The sequence below is a fragment of the Granulicella tundricola MP5ACTX9 genome (assembly GCF_000178975.2).
Classification (GTDB): domain Bacteria; phylum Acidobacteriota; class Terriglobia; order Terriglobales; family Acidobacteriaceae; genus Edaphobacter; species Edaphobacter tundricola.
Window position 1 is genome coordinate 3,814,597 of record NC_015064.1, and the last position, 15,718, is coordinate 3,830,314.

Sequence of the window (15,718 nt, forward strand, 5' to 3'; positions counted from 1 at the left end):
GCTTTTGTCTGTACTGCTCAAACATCCTCGAACCCTTGCTCAGACTACTGCTTGAAGGCTTCGAGTTTGCCGTCGTTGGTGGTCCTACCCAGGGTGTCAAAGAGCGGCTGAGCGGGTGTCACATTGGGCTCTGTCTCCGCGACAGAGATCCCCATGATCCGCAGGCTGGCGTTCTGCGGAAGCGTGATGGTCTTCGCATCGGGAGCAAGATCCAAGGCGTAGACGAAGAGGTAGCTGTACTGATACGGAACGTTCAAGCCCTCTGCGTTGTGATGATGCGAGGCATACCACGCCAGGGTCGCAGGCTTGATGAAACCGGGCCGGAGACCGACATAGTCTTTCGGGAAGTCGGGTGCCCAGTCCGGCGAACCGGATTTTTTGACATCCCATGTCGGGTGGTTGGCGGAGGTGGCGAAGTCGTTGCGAAGGGGAACGGGATGTTCGGCCGGTTCGTTAGTGCCACCACCTTCCATGACCGAGTCAGGTCTTGGCTTCCAGACTCGCGTATCCCACTGGCCGATGAAGCCGCCCCAGTCTTCGACCGTGAGGCTCGTTGGAGTCTTGCCAACCTTGAACGTCGCAGTCTGGTCTCCCCCTGCGGAGGCTGCAAGAATATAGACCTTGTTGAACTTGCCCTTCGGCAGTTCGACGGACTGGCCCTTGGCTATAACCGCGTTGGGCTTGCCGGTTGCGGCCGGAGCGAGGGCAAAGCGGACTCCATCGAGCGTGAGTTCCGACGGAAGCATCTCGGCTGGAATCGCGTCGCCCTGCTTATCGAACCCACCGGATGTCTTGGTGTCGTCGTTGCTCGCTACTGCAAGGTCATACTGGAGCGCCACGGGTTGCGAGGCGATGCTGGTCCCATGCGCGGCGGGAGCGCCGAGCTTGAGTGCGAAGGTGCGGGGCTGGTAGGGCTTGAAGGAGGTCTCAAGTGCGCCATCCACAACGCTGGCCGCACCAAGCGGAAGCTCCTGACCATTGACCTCACGGGCTGCCTGAAGTGGCCCGGAGAATTTCACCGCCACCTTGTCAGCCGCTTTGCCGTCAAGCTCCACAAGACGTACGATGACCTCGTCGCTCAACTCTGATTTCTTGAGCGCGAGCACGCGAATCGCAGGGTTGTTGACGGTGAGAAGCGAGAAGCTATGTCCAAGTGGGCCGGCGTGTTTCTCCGTGTTGAAGGCGATCAGAGGAGTGCTAAGCCGATAAGCATGCCAATCCGTGTGAGCCTGACGCCAGTCCCCGGCATGACCTGCAAGGCCGAAGACGATCTCGTGATGGCCCCAGTCCTGGTTGAACTGATCCGCGTAGCCGCCCTTCATCTCGGACGCTTCGCCAGGCGAACGCAGGAGGGTGAGACGGAGGGTGCTGTCATCCCGCTTGTCGGAGCCATTCTTGACGCCGGTCAGGATGGTTGCACCATAGCTGCCGGACGTATCGGTCTGATCGATCCAGTGATGCGACGCGACCTCAAACTGGCGGTCGAAGGCGGCAGGACGTTGAATGGTGCCGACCTCCCAGTTATAGGTGGCGAGCTTGTTGGCTGAAGTGAGCGGGAAGACAGCTTTGACGTTTGCGGAGAGTGAGCGCCAGTCAATGGATTCAGAGAACTCGACGCGATTGCCCGCGTCGCCAGCGGAGAGACGGACGGTCTGCACGAACTTCGATCCCTCTCCTTCACGCGTGACCTCCAACGCAACCCGTGCAGGACCGTTTTCGACGATGCGTGCCTTGACGGAACCGCCGATATAAGCGCGGGGAGCAGCCTGCTCCTGGTCGAAGTCCATGTTCCATGCAGGCCATTGCTTTGGCGCATCGTTGTTGATCGCCAGGCGCATGGGGCTGGCAAGCAGCTCCTTCTGGATGGATTTATCGAAGATGCTGCTAACGTCGCCGGCTGCATTGATGGTGACCTTATAACGAGCATTCTCAAGGCCGGATTCAGTCACGTTCAAAGCCTGCGAACTCGCTGGCTTCTGACCATGGCGAACATCGTAGACGGCATAGCCGACTGAAGGGACCTTCGCCAGGAAGAGGATCTTGCCGTTTTGCACCTGGGCCGGAACCTGCTTGCCGTCGGACCCGAAGACAGCCACTCCCTTGGAGAAGTCGCCCGCGACCATTGCTTCCACGACATCTTCGCGCTCAAGATTGAGCGGGTTGTACACCAGCACCGGCGTTCCGGTCACCTGCGTATCCAGCGAGGAGGCAATCGACTGCGTGGCACTGGTCAGCACATCGCCAAACTGGTTGGCAGCGATGACGTCATCGTTCTGGGCGAACTCATAGGATCGTGGCGTTGCAGTGCCCGCGCCGGTGTCATGGAACTGCCCGCCCATGACGAGCGTCCATGCATCGTTAAGCTGCTTCTGCGGGTATGCCCGTCCACCCATCCACGCGGCTGCGACGGAGGCCTTCTCGGCAGCATCCGCAAGCAGTTCATTCTTGCGGTTCCAGCCCTTGTGATACGCCTGCGAGGTCAACGATCCCGCGGAGTGGTTGATGAGCTCCAAGTCTCCCTGGTAGTTAGGCATCCTGGACTGCATCTCCGGCTTGATGTCCAGGAACATCTGGTCGGCGGTCGCGGAGATGACTTTGACGGGACCGTTGCCCATGCGTACGGGTGTGCCGGCTGTCACGATCTCTCCCGCCGCTCCGCCAGAGGCAGACACGGGCGTCGCAGGAATGACAGCTTCCCCTCCGGTGACCATGGCCTCCAGAAGCTTGATCGACTCTTCATTGGCCGCGCCGCCAATATCTCCCGTACCGACGTAGTGATAGTCGGCGAACACGCCAGTAGCCTTGCCGTCGATATCGATTCTGCTCGGCCAGTCCACCTCAGTACGCCGTCTGCGCCCATTGGACGCAACGGGCGCTGGGACCTGTGTCGGGGACTTGCTGAGATCCGAGTTGATCCCACCGTTGTAGCTGCCGGGATTGAGCGCGGCCAAAACAGTTTCGCCATCAGGTCCGGTCCACAGACCCACGTTGAACGGGATGCCTTCAGGCGTCTTCTCAGGAGAGTTTGGCCCGCCGATCTTCGGGGCCGGCTGCCAGGCTGCATTCAGCTTCTGCGTGGAGAAACCCTTGACTCCAGACGCGGCCAGGATCGTGGGTAGCGACGCAGGAAAGCCGAAACAGTCCGGCAGCATGTACTCCGCGCTGGCCTTTCCGAACTCGCTCCGGTAGAAGGTGTTTCCATACAGGACCTGGCGGAAGATCGATTCCGCGCTGGGCAGGTTCACGTCCCCTTCTTCGACAGAAGAACCGGCGGGGAACCACTGTCCCTTGGCGACGTAGCCTTTCAACCGGGCATAGTCCGCCGGGAAATACTCCTTCATCAGGCGATAGCGATTCGAGCCCGACCAGTTGAAGACATAGTGCGGATACTTGTCCATGTAGTCGAAGTTGACGCGCATGGTCTTGAGCAGATATTCGCTGATCACCTGCGGAAACTCCCACCGCCACTGCGTATCCAGGTGGGCGTAGGGCACCACGTAGAGAGTGGGCTGCTTGGTGATGTCGGGGGCAGGCGTGGTCTGCGCCAGAGCGCCCGGCATAACAGACAAGAAAGCGATGACAGCGCTGGTCGTAAACAAAGGATTCAGGCGGAAGCTGGACACAAGTACCTCACGTGTAATCTCGTTTGCCCACGGCAACATCCATGGCGGGATTACAGCCCAAGAATAACAAAAGGCCACCGTCAGACTCCTAGGCCATTCGCACTAGGATCTGCATATTCGCTGTCAGGTTTTAGGGGGGATCGAAAAGGTATGGCGGAGAGTGGGGGATTCGAACCCCCGTTTCGATATGACAGCGGGTGCCACCGCTTGCAATATCAGCCACTTAGCGACACCCTCGGAACCGGCCTGCCAACTATCTGCCCAAAATCTGCCCACGGAAACGACTTATCTTTGGGCGCTGACGGAAAGCCCGGCCGTTCTAATTGACGATCACTCTCCGAACGACATCGCTGTTGGCGCCACGCAGCTCCTCCATCCGGACATCCCCGTAGACCTGCATGGTGGTGCGCACATCAGCATGCCTCATAAGGTCTCTCTGTACTGTCATGGGCACCTGCTTGATGTCCATCCACGTCTTGTAGGAATGACGGAACGTGTGCCAGCCTAGCGAAAATTCGAGGCCGATCGCTTTACCGACGGGAATCAGAACGCGGGTTTGGATGGCTGAGGCGGCATAGGGACGCTCGCCGGCGGCCGTGGGGAACACCCAGTCGTCGTCTTCGTTGAATTGCGAGGCAGCACGCCAGGTCCTGAATGCGCCGGCCAGCAGCGGATCGAGCGGAAGCGGCTTCTTCGAATGGATCGTTTTCACGTTCCCGACCTTGCCTTCAACGACGGCTCTCTGGATTCGAACGAGCTCGAGCTCAAAGTCGAAGTCCTCCCACTTCAGCGCCAGCAGCTCGCTCACCCGCAGCCCGAGGCACATCGCCGCCATCACCATCACGCGGAAACCTGGGTCTACGATCTTCGCAAGGATAAGGTGGAACTGGGCCTCCGTCAGGTTGCCGGGCTGCTCCTCGCGCTTTGTTGAGCCCTCCAGGGAGAATAGAGACATTGGGTTCGTCTGGTTTGGCACCCACTCCCAGAGCATTCCGAAGCGAAACAGCAGCCGCATCATGTTATGGACGTGGCCTTTGTAACGGCCGCTCGCCGGCGAGGAGATCGGTACATCGCCTTTCTTGCGCGTGACGGCCAACTCACGGAGCCAGGTGCGCACCTCCTGCGCTTTGACGGATGCAATCGGGACCTCGCCCCAACGCGGCCGGATATGGCACCGGATCAACTTCTCGTAGCCGCGGCGGGTCGAATGCCGCTCCGGGATCTCTTCCAAGAGGTATCTGTCGATCAGGTCGCCGAAGGTGCGACGGTCGGCGAGCAGCGGGTCGGGACTGTCATTGAATTGGTCCCGGATCACTTGGGCGGCGCGGCTGGCGCTCGCTTCCGTTGGGTACTTCGCCAGCAGTCCGACCGGAAGTCGTGGGCGCTTCGGGTTTCCCGGCGTCGTGTCCACGAAGCGGATGAACCAGCATATCCCCTCTGCCGTCTTGGACTTCGAAAGCGTTCCCTGCTGATAACGACGTTTTCTCTTCATTTAGATCACCGGAGGACAGTGTATGCGAGGATCCGGGGACCTCGCCGCGGAGGTTGTCGATGTAAGACACCGGACAGCGCCACAAACACCCCATCTTGAACGCGGGAATGCTGCCGTCCTTCACCCGCCGGTAGACGGTGCGCTCAGAGATTTGAAGCTCCTGCGCTACCTGTTGCAGCGTGATGACAGCGGGACGCCTCATGGTCGGTCTCCGATTTGTATCGTTTCGACGGGGAGGGCGAGCTCGGAAAGACGGAATCGCCAGAAGCGCCTGGAACCGACTCCATAGTCGACACCGACGATACGTCCACCCGCAGCCAATCTGCGGATATGAGTGACGGAGACGCCCAGAAAGCGAGCTGCCTCCGCCGCATCTACAAGTGGTTCCGGATTGATGATTTCAGCCATGGCACACCTTGCAAGCGCTCTGAGCGCTGAGAGGATTAGGGGACGAGTGCCTCGATGATCTGTTGAGCGATGGCCTCGGTCGTCACATACGCAGTCCCGGACATGAATTGGAGCTCGCGTTCCCCGAGAAGCAAGCCAACCGTCAGCGACCCGCTGTTTGAGCCGAAGATCTCCCAGGTGAGAGTCGCAACGTCGGGAGCGTAGGTCAGCGCAGCGATCTTCTCAACGCCTCCAGGCTCACCGAGTTTGACCTTGAACGGCCCGTCAGCCCTCGCTTCGGTGCGCATCACATCGTCGCCGTACGACTCGTTGAACTGCTTCACGTTGCCTTTGAGGATGTATTGAAGCTCAGCCCAAAGCTTCCCTCCCTCTGTTTCGCGTTCGGCGCTTAGGCGCTCGCGCCGCTCGCGTTCCCGCTCTTCAGCACGGCGTTGCATTTCCTGCTGGCTTCTCTTCTCCTGCAGGTGGGTTCCGTACTTGTTCGCCGCATCACTGATCCAGTTATCTCTCGCCATCACTTCGCCTCTTTCCGCTACCTTGACCTGCACCTCGGTTTACCGCCCTGGTGGCCCGTACGCCGCCAGGGCAACACGTCTACACCCATCTAAAAGAGACCCTGTGCCTCCAATTCGGCGGCGGCCTGGGCGGGACCAATCGTGCGACCTTCGGCCTTGGCTTTCGCGATGTGATCTTCCAGCCGCTTGCTTAGGTCACGCGCCTCGCTTCCCGCACTGATACCGCCGGCCGCAGCCTCCTCGATCTCGTTCGCAGCCTGAACAAAGGTGATCCGCCGGCCTTGCGCCTGGGCGGCCTTCACATGAGCCGTGATCTTCTCTGCCATCTCTTTCGGATTAGCACCACGCGCCCGGATCGCCGCAATGAGCTTCATGGAAGTTGCTTCGACAGAGAGTCCCTGTTCCTTCGCTGCTTTGAAAAGCTCCGGAAACTCTGCGCTGAAACCCAGCGCATCAATGGCGGCCAGGCGCTCGGGCTCAGACATCGAGGCGGGCAAGGATGCTGCCGGGGCCGCAACGATCGGCATAGCAGCCGGGGCGGCGGCAGGGGAAGTGGTTGCAGATGCGCGACCGCGCTCCTCTGCGGCGGCGATCTCTGCGTCGTATTGCGATTGCTCAATCCGGAGGTACTGGCGGGGCTTCCCGTTGGCATCAAGACTCATGGTTGATCCTTTCTAGGGGCGGTTCGGGGCTGCAAAATCTGCCCGGGTTTGTGGTGCTGGGTTTTTGGCTAAAAACTCCGTGAGATCGTTCAGCTCGTTACCGCCCCTCGGCTTGCTTTGCACCGTGCATCCTGACCTAGACCTCCAGCGCTGGTGAGCTTCAAGCTTCAGAATGTCAAGAACAAAGAAGACGCTTGTGCGTTTCAGCCATCCCTCACGCTCAAGGTCGGCGAGAATCGCTTTCACTGAGTTCGCGCTCAAGTCAGTCGAATATTGGATCTGCCTTTCGGTGAGGTAAGCGCGTCTTTGCTTATTGGCACTGTCTGCGATTACCAACAGAACTAAGCGATGGCTGGGTCTCCTCATAGGTGTGAGACCGACGACCAGATTGATCAGACTCTTCACTTCGCCACCGCCTTACGGGAGTGTCTGCGGCTAGCGTTACGGGCCGAGGCTTTATCTAAGCGGCAGGTCAGACACTGGTACCGCTTCGATTGCAGCGCGCAGGATGCACACAGGCCGAGGCTGCGCCTTCTCGCTCGCAGTCGAGCCTGCGCCGAACACACCTGCGCCGCGACCGTTTCAGCGTTGCGGGCGTTCCGTTGAGATCGAGTCTCGTTTCTACGTTTGCGATGATCGCTGCAGTACACCCGACCTTCCGAGTCTTCTCCGCAATCGATACACACGGCCAGAGCGCGTCTCAGCGCACGACGCGTTGTGTTCGTGCTGATGGTTGCTCTAGATGCTGTAGCGACGTCCATGCGCAGACATTAACAAATCGCTCGACACCAAAAAAGAGCCGTTTTGCGGTCCTATCAGGCCTTATTGCGCTTTGTCGTACTCGGCAGTGTCTTCCTGGCTTCGGCACCTACTTCGCTCTGTTTTGCAGGGCTGCCGGGACCTACTTTCACGAGTCGAGCCAGAAACTCCACCATTGACGCATTGAGTAAAGCCTTGATCTCGGGAGCCGTCAAGCCAACTAGGTTCGGACCTAATCTCGAAGGGAGATTCAGGAGATTTGTCTTGATGAGAAGTGCCCACCTGGAACCCTCGGTTTCATACAGTTCGAGCGGAATCAGCTTGCCTTTACGTTCTAAGGCGGTCATTTCTTCATTTTCAGCCTGTGCAACTACCAAGCGAGCCCGAGCCTTATCGAGGCTGATGACCTGGCCATCCCGGGATTCTGTCTCCTGCTTGAGAACGTTCGTGCGGAGCCGGCCAACGTACCATGCGAGACACTCATCCCGGTCATATTTTCCAAGTGCTCTCTTCGGCATGCCATCCTTCACGAAATTGGTGATTGCCTGCTTCGAAAGCATCGGATGCCCTTTGCCTGCAAGGATGGTTCGGATCTCGGTGACGGAGACAAGGCGTTGTTCTTTCATCGGGGGGCACGGCAAAACCGGTTGCGGCTATGGGCTGTGAAAATGGCGTTCACCATCTCGCGAGTGATGATGGGATCGATCATTCCATCCAGTTCTTCATCCGTGATTCTAAGACCGGGGCTGGACCGTCTCATCTCGGGCCCAAGTTCCTTAACCAATCGAGCGCGAAGCTCAAAGTGACATTCTTCCCACGTGATCATCTGCATTTTTAACTCCTCCGATGTGACCTCAGTTTGGGAGCGAACGGCCTTGAGTAGCGTCCAATCCAGTCAAGTCCACCCCGTTCTTAAACATCTCCGACTGGTCGTTGGTCGGGACTCGAATTACCCGCATTTCGAAGGTCGTGGAAGAACCTACCGTTTCTGGATATACCGATTTTCATACCCTATGGACTTCCGTATCTCTCTCATAACAAACGATTTGCCGACTGATGCTTTGTTCGCATTTGCTTCGCTTTATTACCTCGTTATTGCCTCAACCAGTGCTTTCCGAGAGTCGCCGCTGTATGAATGCCAAGCCTTTGCCGGTCACTAGAGTGCGCGTATAGGTCTGACGATCTCCGTGCCGATCCTTGTAGTGGCCCTCAACCACGCGGAACCTGCCCGCGTTGACGTGCTGCTGGTGGGGTAGGTTGCCGGGCATGAGGATGCTATGTTTGCGCAGAAAGTCGAAAAGGCGATTCGGTCCTGTGCCGAGCACCTTGGCAACCTGCTGGACCGTCTGGCAGTTCGTCGCTTCCACAACGGCATCATGGAAGTCTGCTTTCGGTCGCAGTGCACTGTTCTCTTGTTCAAGAGTAACGACACGCTCGGAATACCCCAGCAGCAGCGTACGCAGTGCGGCCGGATCCTGCAGTACCGCGGCGACGCCGGCGCCGTCAGCGTGGTACCGGCGTTCACATTCGAGGAAGTAGTCTCGGATCTGAAAGCCGCGCTCTGACCGGCTCATCATCCCAACATGCTTTGCGCTGTCGAGACTGAGAAAATACTCGTTTCTTGATTTGGCACCGCTGGGAAGCTGCTCCACTTTTTTGTGGATAAGGTAGTCTCGATTTTGCTGTAGGCGAGCCCGCTCGATCTGTTGTTTGACCCATGTACTGAAGTCGGCGCGGCTGCCTAGAAAGGCATGCAGGTCGCGAGCATTGATGCTCTGCACCACACCACCTCCGATTTGCCGCTCCGCCACTTCGATCAACGCGTCCATTGTGATATCACCCGCCTTTGAGCTCCTACGATTACCGCTGTTGCGCTACCAGCATCGGCCTGGCGATGGCAGCCTCTGGTGCAAACTCGTCTCGTCCCAGGCGTCTCCGGAGCAACGTCCGGCCGCGTTCACTTAGGAGCAATGTGGGTGTTGCGCCTCGAGTGGCCTGGACAGCGACAGCGCTGCGCAAAGCCTGCACCGTCGAATCCCTAACCACGTCCACATACCTGTCGTGCAGCCAGAAGTGGAAACGGCCTGACTCCTCACAGAACACAATCGCAGCGCCATCCTGCTCAAGGCGCTGCAGTAGTTGCCAAGCTTGCGGGGTAAGCCTGTTGGTTCCGTCACCCTGCGCTAAAGATGCGTTAATTCTGTCACTCATGCTGTTCCCCGCCTTTCTTGTTCTCTGCTTATTGCCGCCGTACTGAGAGGATCTACTTTGTGGCTCAAGACCTAAGAAAACATCGTGTTACGCTGTCGAAATGGCGTTGATCAAGCTTCGGGTGGAAAGAGAGAATGGTGTCCAAGTGGGCATTCTCGCGTTCGATGGTGAGTTGGAACGTAAACTGACCGATATCGACCAACTCATCTTTGAGATTCGCCGAGCGGGCATTGCTCCAGCTGAGTTTGTGGAGGAGATTGCCGACCTGGAGGCTGGCATGCCCGCCGCTATGATCGTCAAGGCATGGCAACATACGGCCTTTTTTATGCCGCAAGAGAGAATGTTCGACTTTCGGGCTGCCAGGGATATCTAGAACCCTCATGCTGCCCTGCCCTTCCCCATCACGAACCTGATCTCACCCACCGTAGGCGGCAGATAGTTTGCGAGCTCGTACCGGTCAGGCACATGCTCGAAGTTGTCACTGGGCATCTCCAGGTAGATCACCCCGTCGAGGATTCCGAGCTGGCGGAACGGACTCACCCACGTCTCGAAGCTTTTGGGACCGATCGCTGCCTTGATCGCCTTCGCCATGCCCTCCCACACCCGCCGGCCGGTCTCAGTGTCCGCACCCTCAGGCGCAGCGGCTGGCTCAGGCTGAGGCTCTACCACCGCGTCAGGCCGGTGCATGCCGATCGCCGCCGGGTTCGCCACAGCAGCCCCCTTCCACTTCGAATCCTCAAACCAGAATGCGTTCACTGGCTCACCTCTGGCCTGTGACTTGACCGCCAAACCCTCGATAAGCAGCGTTGCTTTTTGCGGCGAGACACCGAGCTTCGCCGCGTGCAGGCGGATCGCGTCAGCCGCCAGCCTTCGCGTTTTCTCCGGAGCGGCGACCGCCAGGCGCTCAAGCATGATTTCCGCGCATCGCCCTGGGTTGGCGGATTCCGGAATCATTGGCAAAACGGCTTGCGGACCTGAGGGGGGTCTTTTGGCATTTGCCGAAGCCACAAGCTTACCCGGCGGCGGTTGCGCGCCGAGGGGCAAAAGCTTCTCCCCTGGCACTGGCTCTGGCACTGGCTCTGGCACAGGCACTGGTAGTGCCACTCCGTGGCTTTCTGTGGCTTTCTGTGGCACGTAAACCGAACTACTGGCTTTCTGTGGCGAAATCTCAGCTTTCGTGCCCTCGTACTTTGCCCAGATCCGCTCCCTTTCCACATGCGAGAGCTTCGTCAATCGTGGCAAAGCTCCGGTGGCATATCGCCTTGTGGCACGACCGAGACGCAAATCTGTGGTGTCATCGCTGTGCTCATGCCAATCGTGGACAACCAACCGATGCGTCCCATCACGATCAAGCAGTCCCGCGAGAATGAGGGCGTCGACAAGCTTGTCGGGCTCCACGCTAGAAAACATCTCCATAGCCAGATCGTCGTTCGACATAACACCCACGGCGCCATCTGGGCATTGCTCGCCAGTGACATGCCACAAAGCTTCCATCACCCCCAAGGCGCACGGTGGATCAATTCCCAAAGCTTGGGCTAGTCGACGGGTCTTCCGATGCGTTAGTGTGCCTCTAAGTGCCATATCGGGCCTCCAAGGAGTCAACGGCCAGAGGTCTGGTGATCAGAGATCGCTCACACGGCAGATTACTTCCGCACTCCAGGCATAGAGGTTCTTCACCCGCCCACCCACGCGATTGGCAGAAGTGACCTGCCGCCTTACAACGCTGACAACCCATTCCAGCCGAGGGTTTGTCCTCTGTATCGAATTGCATCGCTTTGCGCTCATCTCGAACCACAAGCATCGGCGCGGGTGGCGGTGGTGCGAGTGTCACGAAGAGACCGGCAGAGGCTGACCGACGTCCTTCGTTCATTCTTTGAGCTGGCACCTGATGGCCTGAATGCTGCGTTATGATCCAAGCCTCGTCTCTACTGAACAGCTGATCCGTATCGAACAAGGCGAAGAGGCAAAAGCGCTGAAGATCTAAGCGGATCTTCTTGCATCGCCCTACTTTCGTGACATTGAGCCACTTTGCTTCCGCCAGAGAAGCGAGCGTCTTTGTGAAAGCCGTCTTCTTCTGTTTGTGGCGCCGCGCTATCTCGTGAAACGTTTGCGCGACGTGTCCGTCCCGGTCCGCAAAGCTGAGCAGGGCCCTATAGAGACCAGTCTCGGCGTGATTCGTTGGCAGCGTGATGCTCCACCCCAGCTCGAGTAACGCAAGACGGGCTTGTTTGGTGTCGAGGATGTCTGTATGTTCGCTGTAACACGCTGTGGCAACCACCGGGCGAAGTATAGCGGTGCATGAGGGATCCTTAGGTGCGAGCTGAGGGTCCCTGGTCATGCCGCCACATCCGCAGGTGATTTGGTCGGATGGTGTGACGCAAAGAGCTTCCTAAGCTCTGATTCGGCAAAGACAAGCTTGCGGCCTATCTTCTCGCCTTTCAGTTCACCCTTCCATCGCTTGTTGTATAGAGTTCGGGCAGTCAAGCCCGTCAGCTCTGCAGCTTGCTTCACCGAATGATGTCTCTCCAGACGTCTCATATAGAATCTCCTCCAGATTCTTATCCACACACAGAGTAAAGCAAGTGATATCAGAATAAGTGGAAAAATAGAGAAAAACCCTGACTTCTGACATTGCATACTTACCCGGATATCACTACATTTACCTAATATGACATCAGAAAACGATACTCTGACATCCACGAAAATAATTTCTTCCAGCGCGGGACAACGGCTGTGCGTTCCCCCGCCAGAGCAGCACAGCACACACCTTGTGACCTTCCTCAATGAAAAGAGCCCGCGCAATATCGAGTCGATACAGCGCATCACTAACCTTATTTCCGCGATCGGAGAGGCGGAGAGTAAACACCGCGCTCAGATTGAAGAAGGTCCGAAAGATTTTTGGAAGACGCAGACGCTTGATGATTTGGCACCCTTCCACAGAGTCGACTCACTGCTAAGTTCTTACCTTCGCGTGCCCGTCATTCACAAAGGTATCGCTCTCGACGGAACAACTTTTGTAGACATCCGAATGATGCTAGGGAACCAGGATTTGCCCATAGCTGAGCAATACGCGGCGAGTCAGGTGATCAACCTTGTTCAGACAAAAAAGTTTTCGTTCCTCCAAAAATGCACATGTGGCGAATGGTTTGTCGCTCTCAGATCAGATCAAAAGACTTGCTCCAAGCGGTGCAGGCTGAAGAGCTACGTGCGCTCAGAGGACTACAAAGCGAAACACCGTGATCTCATGAAGCGGCGCTACCAGAGTAAAAAGGAGGAGGTACCGCCTGGGTCCGCCTTGTAGACCCAGGCATACTACTTCGTAACCCGGAACGGCTCAGGTTGGTTTGCATCGGCTCCCTAAGGGACCCACAATGCTTCCGCCTCGGTAACGAAGCGAGCAACGCTGACAGGTCAGGATTGACCCGCAAACGTGGCCAAGGGTGACGATCTGGCGGAAGTAGAGGAAATTGACCTCTCCGCAGGCACACTCCCACCTCCCGCGGTGGGGCGCGATACGCGTGACTTCTCGGTCGCCCGCGATCACATGCTTTCGAGGGGTGACGGTGGCCTTCGCGTTCAGCATGCCTCACCCGCACGTCCGGACGCCGTGCTTGCATCCCTGATCGTCATGTGGAACGGGTTGTCGAGAATCAACTCATCGAACCTGTTCCGAGATCCCTGCTCACGACGTCCCGCCGTCACGCCAGCATAGAAAACGCGACCCACAAGCATCATCAGTGCGTGGTCATGTATCTCGGAGTCATCTCCGGCAATCTGATCTGCCTCCTCCTCCCGGTAACGTGCCACCAACGCCGGCCACATCGCAGACAATTTGAGCTCGAGTCCGTGGCCAAAAATCGTTTCATCGTTCTTAGCTTCCGCGGCGGCGGACTCGCTGAGGGCGAGATTATGCCAGCGGCTGCTCGCCCAATTGCTTGTCAGCTCGGGGAGCAGGTTACTCGCTTGAGTGCCGCTGACGACCCCGCTACGGCTTACCTTGAGGCTTTCGATCACCGGCACTGCATCCCACGTATCCTTGCCATTGATTTGGCCAAGACTTGTCAGCAGTTCCTGTTCCTTCAGCCTGGTTGACACTTTGGCGCTCTGCAAATCGTCCGTGAGAACGCCCTCGGTCGCGCTTTCCATGAATCGGTTGCCGACCCTCGTCACATACCAGATGAACTGGCGATCAGACGGCCGCAAGACGTAGGGCGTGATTGGGTTCGATTGCGACACGGGAGCAGCGTGCGGGGCGGCAGGGGAAGTCCTGGCAGGCGCCTGGGTCACTTTCTTGGCTGTTTCAGGCTTGATTCCGCTGCTGTGTTTGCGAGCAGCCGCTGACGCTCGGAGTGAGGCCGTTTTAGGACCACGCGAGGTTACTTTTGTGGTCTTGCCTGTTGTTTTCTTTGCAGGCGCGAGGGGGCGCACTGGTAACTTTGCAGTAGCCATGATGGAGTCTCCACGGACTTCTCTGGTTAGCCTCGGTCTGAGTGTTAGCGCACTCGCCCGGGGCGTTGATGTTTTTACGGAGTAGCTCCGTGGTCCTACTTGTACTAGTCATACTGCGGTATGTCAACACAAACCCACTTCAGTGATAGGATTGTCGTCACAGGTACACCCTATGGCGAAGAAATCTAGTGCAGGTGAGCAGGAGCCTGCGGCATTACAGGGCGCAGTCGAGTCCGTGATTATGTCGCTTCGTGTCGATAAGCCACAGCACGATCGCCTCCGCAAGCTAGCCTTCGACAAGCGCATCCCGATGCGCGAGTTCATCGTCCGCGGTATCGAAGAGGTTTTGAAGGCTGAGAAGTACTAGCGTGGCGCGTCCTGAGCAGGGGCCAGAGCTCGGAAAGTGCGCCTTATGCCTTCGACCAGACGTAGCTCTGCAGCGCAGTCACCTCATGCCGAAAGGTGTCTACAAGCGTCTCCGCGGTTCTACCGGCTCCACTCACCCCACCAGGATCCTCGAGGGACGTGCCGTGCAAACCTCAGCCCAGACGTGGGCTCATCTGCTCTGTGGAGACTGCGAGCAACGCTTCAATAGGCTGGGAGAGAAGTGGGTTCTGACCCATGGCTTACAGCAGAACCAGGTGACCTTTCCGCTTCTCGCCAAGCTACTTACCATGGAACCCACCGAGTTTGACGAAGGCCTCGACGCCTGGCTCCTCCGTCCCGGTAAACAGGAATGGTTCGAACCTGATGCGCTCGCTTATTTCGCCGTGAGTATGATCTGGCGGGCAAGCGTATCGGACTGGGGGCAGCCAACAGTTTACCCGCTGAAGCTTGGGCCCTACCGCGAGGATTTGCGTCGTTTTCTATTGGGAGATACAGCTTTCCCCACCCGGGCTTATCTCAGCGTCTGCGTGCGAACCCCGGGCCCGGTTTCGTCCCTGACATACCTTCCGGAGACCATGCGTCAAGACGGTGTCACCTCACACCAGTTCCTGATTCCGGGTTTTTTCTTCATCCTCTGGTTGGGAGGTAATCTGCCAGAGCATCTGGCAGACGGGTGTCTGGTCGCAGGCAAGGGCCATCCGATGTTCGTCGGGAGCTACTTGGAAGACACCTTCGGCAGACGCGTGCACAAATTGCGTCACCAGCAGCCGCCTGACAGATCTCGCCGCCGAACCCGATGACGGAACGTGCGTCGGCAAGTACGGCCCTGTGCTTGCCAGTCGAATGATGCGCTAGCCGCCAGATATCACCCGCAGCCCTCCTGACGTATAGCATGGCAGCGAGCTGACGCACACCTCCGCGGTGGTACGCTGGCGGGATGAGCATAATCAGCGACCTCAAAGTTAGCGCGGATGTACTCCTCCAAGCGCAAAAAATCCCCGAGTACACAAAGATTCTTGAGGTTATGGGTAGCGTCCGAGAGCTTGAGGACCAACTCACCCAAACGAGAGAGCAACTGCGGAAGGCAAGCCTTGAGCTTTCTGCCATGCATGACGACACTGCTCGCCTCGCTGTGATGAAGAGAGATGGAGAATATTTCCGGGATGCGGATGGCCATCCATACTGCGTCCACTGCGCTGAGGTTGATAAGCG

The 15,718-nt window shown here is 57.9% G+C and carries 14 protein-coding genes and 1 pseudogene; 4 read left to right on the top strand and 11 right to left on the bottom strand.

Going from position 1 to position 15,718, the window contains the following annotated elements:
• Nucleotides 1-44: 44 nt before the first annotated feature.
• From ACIX9_RS16530 to ACIX9_RS24020, 8 genes and pseudogenes are all read right to left on the bottom strand, one after another.
• Nucleotides 45-3,623 carry an alpha-mannosidase gene (locus ACIX9_RS16530; protein WP_232298740.1) on the bottom strand — a complete coding sequence of 1,193 codons (3,579 nt, stop codon included), beginning with the start codon at nucleotides 3,621-3,623 and terminating at the stop codon, nucleotides 45-47.
• 319 nt (nucleotides 3,624-3,942) lie between these two features.
• The gene (locus ACIX9_RS16535; RefSeq protein ID WP_013581640.1) at nucleotides 3,943-5,115 is read right to left on the bottom strand and encodes a tyrosine-type recombinase/integrase; all 1,173 of its coding nucleotides are present in this window, start codon (nucleotides 5,113-5,115) and stop codon (nucleotides 3,943-3,945) included.
• A gap of 67 nt (nucleotides 5,116-5,182) precedes the next feature.
• Nucleotides 5,183-5,317: pseudogene (locus ACIX9_RS27770) on the bottom strand (helix-turn-helix domain-containing protein); the annotation flags it as partial.
• Nucleotides 5,314-5,523, bottom strand: a complete 210-nt coding sequence (locus ACIX9_RS24915) for a helix-turn-helix domain-containing protein (protein ID WP_083808473.1) — start codon at nucleotides 5,521-5,523, stop codon at nucleotides 5,314-5,316. The pseudogene ACIX9_RS27770 and the gene ACIX9_RS24915, both read right to left, overlap by 4 nt.
• A 35-nt stretch (nucleotides 5,524-5,558) precedes the next feature.
• Nucleotides 5,559-6,038, bottom strand: coding sequence for a hypothetical protein (locus ACIX9_RS16545; RefSeq protein WP_013581641.1), 480 nt, complete (start codon nucleotides 6,036-6,038; stop codon nucleotides 5,559-5,561).
• Nucleotides 6,039-6,127: 89 nt separating this feature from the next.
• Complete coding sequence (locus ACIX9_RS16550; RefSeq protein ID WP_013581642.1) at nucleotides 6,128-6,700, bottom strand: hypothetical protein; 573 nt, start codon at nucleotides 6,698-6,700, stop codon at nucleotides 6,128-6,130.
• Between the two features lie 815 nt (nucleotides 6,701-7,515).
• On the bottom strand, nucleotides 7,516-8,085 hold the full coding sequence (locus tag ACIX9_RS16560) for a terminase small subunit, Nu1 (protein ID WP_013581643.1): 570 nt from the start codon (nucleotides 8,083-8,085) through the stop codon (nucleotides 7,516-7,518).
• A gap of 474 nt (nucleotides 8,086-8,559) precedes the next feature.
• The gene (locus tag ACIX9_RS24020) at nucleotides 8,560-9,288 is read right to left on the bottom strand and encodes a phage antirepressor KilAC domain-containing protein (protein WP_013581645.1); all 729 of its coding nucleotides are present in this window, start codon (nucleotides 9,286-9,288) and stop codon (nucleotides 8,560-8,562) included.
• A gap of 482 nt (nucleotides 9,289-9,770) precedes the next feature.
• On the opposite strand from ACIX9_RS24020, the gene ACIX9_RS16580 reads away from it, so the two are divergent.
• Nucleotides 9,771-10,043 carry a hypothetical protein gene (locus ACIX9_RS16580; protein WP_013581646.1) on the top strand — a complete coding sequence of 91 codons (273 nt, stop codon included), beginning with the start codon at nucleotides 9,771-9,773 and terminating at the stop codon, nucleotides 10,041-10,043.
• A gap of 5 nt (nucleotides 10,044-10,048) precedes the next feature.
• Here the strand turns inward: ACIX9_RS16580 and ACIX9_RS25955 are convergent, their stop codons facing one another.
• Nucleotides 10,049-10,582 carry a hypothetical protein gene (locus tag ACIX9_RS25955; protein ID WP_157477645.1) on the bottom strand — a complete coding sequence of 178 codons (534 nt, stop codon included), beginning with the start codon at nucleotides 10,580-10,582 and terminating at the stop codon, nucleotides 10,049-10,051.
• Nucleotides 10,583-12,004: 1,422 nt separating this feature from the next.
• A complete protein-coding gene (locus tag ACIX9_RS25960) occupies nucleotides 12,005-12,208 on the bottom strand; it encodes a helix-turn-helix domain-containing protein (RefSeq protein ID WP_013581649.1) in 204 nt (67 codons plus the stop codon).
• Between the two features lie 232 nt (nucleotides 12,209-12,440).
• Here ACIX9_RS25960 and ACIX9_RS16600 point away from each other — a divergent pair, with 232 nt between their 5' ends.
• On the top strand, nucleotides 12,441-12,971 hold the full coding sequence (locus tag ACIX9_RS16600; protein ID WP_041597168.1) for a hypothetical protein: 531 nt from the start codon (nucleotides 12,441-12,443) through the stop codon (nucleotides 12,969-12,971).
• Between the two features lie 275 nt (nucleotides 12,972-13,246).
• Here the strand turns inward: ACIX9_RS16600 and ACIX9_RS16605 are convergent, their stop codons facing one another.
• Nucleotides 13,247-14,119 carry a hypothetical protein gene (locus tag ACIX9_RS16605; RefSeq protein ID WP_013581651.1) on the bottom strand — a complete coding sequence of 291 codons (873 nt, stop codon included), beginning with the start codon at nucleotides 14,117-14,119 and terminating at the stop codon, nucleotides 13,247-13,249.
• 172 nt (nucleotides 14,120-14,291) lie between these two features.
• Between ACIX9_RS16605 and ACIX9_RS16610 the strand changes: the two genes are divergently transcribed.
• Both ACIX9_RS16610 and ACIX9_RS16615 read left to right on the top strand, forming a co-directional pair.
• The gene (locus tag ACIX9_RS16610; RefSeq protein WP_013581652.1) at nucleotides 14,292-14,486 is read left to right on the top strand and encodes a hypothetical protein; all 195 of its coding nucleotides are present in this window, start codon (nucleotides 14,292-14,294) and stop codon (nucleotides 14,484-14,486) included.
• A 307-nt stretch (nucleotides 14,487-14,793) separates the two neighbouring features.
• Nucleotides 14,794-15,306: a hypothetical protein gene (locus ACIX9_RS16615; RefSeq protein WP_198152117.1), complete on the top strand. Its 513-nt coding sequence runs from the start codon at nucleotides 14,794-14,796 to the stop codon at nucleotides 15,304-15,306.
• The last annotated feature ends 412 nt before the right edge of the window (nucleotides 15,307-15,718 follow it).

Coding starts and splice junctions, on each gene's coding strand:
- ACIX9_RS16535 (WP_013581640.1), bottom strand. CDS start 5,115: ATGAAGAGAAAACGTCGTTATCAGCAGGGAACGCTTTCGAAGTCCAAG.
- ACIX9_RS24915 (WP_083808473.1), bottom strand. CDS start 5,523: ATGGCTGAAATCATCAATCCGGAACCACTTGTAGATGCGGCGGAGGCA.
- ACIX9_RS16545 (WP_013581641.1), bottom strand. CDS start 6,038: ATGGCGAGAGATAACTGGATCAGTGATGCGGCGAACAAGTACGGAACC.
- ACIX9_RS16550 (WP_013581642.1), bottom strand. CDS start 6,700: ATGAGTCTTGATGCCAACGGGAAGCCCCGCCAGTACCTCCGGATTGAG.
- ACIX9_RS16560 (WP_013581643.1), bottom strand. CDS start 8,085: ATGAAAGAACAACGCCTTGTCTCCGTCACCGAGATCCGAACCATCCTT.
- ACIX9_RS24020 (WP_013581645.1), bottom strand. CDS start 9,288: ATGGACGCGTTGATCGAAGTGGCGGAGCGGCAAATCGGAGGTGGTGTG.
- ACIX9_RS16580 (WP_013581646.1), top strand. CDS start 9,771: ATGGCGTTGATCAAGCTTCGGGTGGAAAGAGAGAATGGTGTCCAAGTG.
- ACIX9_RS25955 (WP_157477645.1), bottom strand. CDS start 10,582: ATGCTTGAGCGCCTGGCGGTCGCCGCTCCGGAGAAAACGCGAAGGCTG.
- ACIX9_RS25960 (WP_013581649.1), bottom strand. CDS start 12,208: ATGAGACGTCTGGAGAGACATCATTCGGTGAAGCAAGCTGCAGAGCTG.
- ACIX9_RS16605 (WP_013581651.1), bottom strand. CDS start 14,119: ATGGCTACTGCAAAGTTACCAGTGCGCCCCCTCGCGCCTGCAAAGAAA.
- ACIX9_RS16610 (WP_013581652.1), top strand. CDS start 14,292: ATGGCGAAGAAATCTAGTGCAGGTGAGCAGGAGCCTGCGGCATTACAG.
- ACIX9_RS16615 (WP_198152117.1), top strand. CDS start 14,794: ATGGAACCCACCGAGTTTGACGAAGGCCTCGACGCCTGGCTCCTCCGT.